Source organism: Anaerotignum sp., assembly GCF_031981185.1.
Classification (GTDB): Bacteria; Bacillota; Clostridia; order Lachnospirales; family Anaerotignaceae; genus Chakrabartyella.
In genome coordinates, this window is record NZ_DALYUL010000021.1 from 1 (window position 1) to 3,395 (window position 3,395).

Below are 3,395 nucleotides of genomic sequence, written 5' to 3' on the forward strand. Positions count from 1 at the left end.
CCAGAACCTGACCTTTTGTATATGTAACAACACCCTCCTCTGTTGCATTATATTGCGCAACATAAGGATAACTCAAACCGATTTTTGCCATACCTTATCACTCCTTCAATATCTTTTTAGTTTCATTTTCAAATATTTTTTCCATTTCTATTTCAGCAATTTTCTTAGAACGCCTAATCGCCGTAGCCATAAATGGGGTTTTGCGAGAAAAACTAGTCCCGCTTTCTGCGATTCTTGCGATCATAGCATTTGGCTGTCCATCTGGATATTTTTTACTAACCACATTGTTGTAGCCATCAAATCCAAGCTTTACATTAATAAATCCGTCATTATTTTGTGCAGGAGATATACCAAAGCTTTCAATTAGAGCATCCTTTTGCTCTTGCTTTATTCCGATTGCTGGTTTAGACTCAGTACCCCATGTTTCATCAGTGGGTAGATTCTTTAATTCCTCTTTCACTGTATCTGCAACAACCTTAGCGCCTTGGTACAATGCTTTTTTAGTGATTTCTTCGCTATTAACTGATAGCCGTTCTAATCTCCTGACGTAAACATCCAAACCCGAAAACCCTATCTTAGCCACTAAAAAACCTCCCATCGCCACTCATAATGAAAGAATCCTGTATTTTCTTCATATTGAACGCTGTTCATTTGCCAATAAATAAATGGTGAATTATCAAAAGCAAACTCAATTTCACTAGCCCATAGATCAAATTCATCTTTAGTAAACAAGTCAGTCGTACCGGTAACAACTTTTTCAGCATGAATATTTCCTGCTACTAGATCATTTGCGCCGTCCTCCTGCCACACAAAATATCGATCAGACTTTTCATAGCTAAAGTGCCCGACCTTGTTTGTGACGGTTAAATGCGCCTCTATGATATGTTCTTGCCAACTCATTCAACCACCCCATACTCATGCACAGTTGCAGTCAATGCTAGATCCAAAGACGGAGGATAAATGTCCTTCACGCTTTGCACAGTGTCAATTTTAAATTGCCTACCTTCAACAATTACAACATCTTGTGGGGAAATATCCTTCACCCTTTGTACTCTCAATACACGCAATATTTGTGCCTGATTCTGCCTACTCATATATAACCTATTAATTCCTAATCGCTGTTCGTCAAATCGTAGACTATAACGCAGAGCAAGCCCTTTCTTTGGCGTATAACCCGCCTCAGCAATATTTCTCACCTCGTAAATTTTGACAACGCCATCATTATAAGATTGCGTTACTTCATGTTTCGGTCTGTTTGGTGCTTTCTGCATACCTGGCCACCGCCCTTTCATTCTGCATGGCTAAAATTAAGGACATATAGTTATTTTCAAAAACGTCTAATGCTTCATCCCTTGCGTAACGCACATATTCCATTAGTAATGTCCTTGGGAAGCCGTCCGCTTCATAATCTAAAGTAGCACCACCTTTACTATCCAGATAAACGGATGCGGCGGCGATTAAGCCACGGAATTTATTGTCCGTGGCATCATCATCCCAAGTTACATTTGACTGATTTTTTACGTCGGCTAAGAGTTCAGCAGGAACCTCATTCCTATTTATCAAGATTTACTGTGACGGTGTATTCCTTGGTGGTTGTTCCGTCTGCTGCCGTCACTTTGATCGTTACTGTATTATCACCAGTTGCCCATGTAGGCGCGGAACCGTTGTCAATGACATTTGTGCCGACTTTTACTTCAATCTGTGCACCCGCATCCTTTGGCGTGGCTGTAATTGTATTAGTTCCGTTTTTTGTTGTTGCTGTGTATGTCAGTGTTCCAGCTGCAAAAGCAGGGGACAGAGCTAAACTACCGATTCTTAAGTCAGATAAATTTGCATCATTGGAAGTTACTGGTGGTGTAATTTGCTCCATTTTATATGTCAATGGATGCAAGTCAGAAATATCCAAGTGCAGGAATGCCGCATTATCCAAGGGGAAACCGTTTGCATACAGCTTGGTTAAATAAACTCTGTTATCCTCCAAGAACTGGTACTGGTCAGAATATTCGATTTTACCTCCTGCTTCCATACCTGCTGCCGCAAAGTATTTATAACCAAGGCCCATTACCGCCTCACCTCTGGACAACGCCGCAGACTGGACAATGGTCATGGGGTATGGCATAACATCGTTACGGTATGTACCATCTGGAGCCATGATTGTGGTTGCCGGCATAACTCTTTGGAAGTAGTCCTGAGGATTCACGATTAACAAAATATCTCTGATTGCCCTTGGTTTGCCATCAGGGTCAACCGCTACCAAGGAAAGAAGATTTCCAACTGTTGCAGCAGACAAATCCTTTACTGTAATTTTGGCTTTTTCGGGATAAACACCACCCGTAACGGTTACCCCTTCGCCAACCTGTCTAATCATACCAATTGGCTTTTCCTTTCCATCGCCCTTTACAATGCCGCTTTCCAGACCATTTGCCAGTGCTTCGGCTAAAATTTGTCTGATGTACTTATCTAACCATTCAGGCCCCAAGTCTAACATGGATTTAGGAATGGGAATGAATGCAGAAAGTTTCAACAGTCCAGCATTTACTTCAACAAAGCCGGAAAGCAATTCTTTTGCGATGGCATCGGTTAATGCACCCCATTGTGCTTCCTGCTTGCCGTTTGCACTTAACAGCATTTTGATTGCGCCACCTGTCTGCATAAACGCAATCTTGGACAACAACGGATGCTCTGTTTGCAAGTTCTCAAAAACAGAATTAACAACGGTTTCGGGCATTACAACATCCAAATTAGCTAAAGCTTGTTTTGGGTCGGCAGACTTCATTGCATCGCCAACTTTCTGGTAATACTGCTTTTCATTGCTGGTCAATTGACGAACACCTCGCATTGCCAGTACACTTGTATCTCCATCCTTTTTCATCTGTTCAATTTGGCTTTCATAGTCCTGCTTAATTTCTTCTCCAAGGCACAACATCATATCATTCATTGCCTTACTGAATGCCTCTGTGTCCCCGCTGGACAATGCAGATTGCATTGACACCCGAACCTCTTCTTTGCTTTTAGTATCATTACTTTTCATTACTTCCCACTCTCCTTTTGATTAATAAAAAAGCCCCCCAGCATTTGCATTATGCTGTTAGGCTCGTTTTTGGGATCCTCTTTTGGGTCTGGCTCTTTTTGCTGTGGTACAGGTACCGGATCACTGTTTGTTTCTCCGATACTCGTTTCAGAAAACTGTTTCAATTGTGCCACTAAGCTTTTCTGCAAATTAATACGTTGTTCAACGCTTAGATTTGCTTTTTGCAATACCTCGGATGCGTTTGACATATCTGCATCAGCATCGGCAAAACTGTCTGCCAAACCGTAATTAATACAATCTTCCGCTGTTAACCAAGTTTCAGCATCCATCTTGGCAGATAGTTCTTGGCTGTCGATTTTATCCC

6 protein-coding genes are annotated in these 3,395 nt (G+C 41.6%); all 6 read right to left on the minus strand.

Going from position 1 to position 3,395, the window contains the following annotated elements:
• Positions 1 to 97: 97 nt before the first annotated feature.
• Positions 98 to 583 (minus strand): hypothetical protein, encoded by a 486-nt coding sequence (locus tag RTK36_RS11920; protein ID WP_312047474.1) that lies wholly within the window; start codon positions 581 to 583, stop codon positions 98 to 100.
• Positions 583 to 900: a hypothetical protein gene (locus RTK36_RS11925; RefSeq protein WP_312047475.1), complete on the minus strand. Its 318-nt coding sequence runs from the start codon at positions 898 to 900 to the stop codon at positions 583 to 585. Before RTK36_RS11925 ends, RTK36_RS11920 begins: the two co-directional genes overlap by 1 nt.
• Positions 897 to 1,271 (minus strand): hypothetical protein, encoded by a 375-nt coding sequence (locus RTK36_RS11930; RefSeq protein ID WP_312047476.1) that lies wholly within the window; start codon positions 1,269 to 1,271, stop codon positions 897 to 899. The genes RTK36_RS11925 and RTK36_RS11930 overlap by 4 nt, the downstream gene beginning before the upstream one ends.
• A complete protein-coding gene (locus RTK36_RS11935) occupies positions 1,240 to 1,563 on the minus strand; it encodes a hypothetical protein (protein WP_312047477.1) in 324 nt (107 codons plus the stop codon). The genes RTK36_RS11930 and RTK36_RS11935 overlap by 32 nt, the downstream gene beginning before the upstream one ends.
• The gene (locus tag RTK36_RS11940; RefSeq protein WP_312047478.1) at positions 1,553 to 3,031 is read right to left on the minus strand and encodes a phage major capsid protein; all 1,479 of its coding nucleotides are present in this window, start codon (positions 3,029 to 3,031) and stop codon (positions 1,553 to 1,555) included. The genes RTK36_RS11935 and RTK36_RS11940 overlap by 11 nt, the downstream gene beginning before the upstream one ends.
• The coding region (locus tag RTK36_RS11945) for a hypothetical protein (protein WP_331655036.1) at positions 3,031 to 3,395 on the minus strand (365 nt) is incomplete at its 5' end. The genes RTK36_RS11940 and RTK36_RS11945, both read right to left, overlap by 1 nt.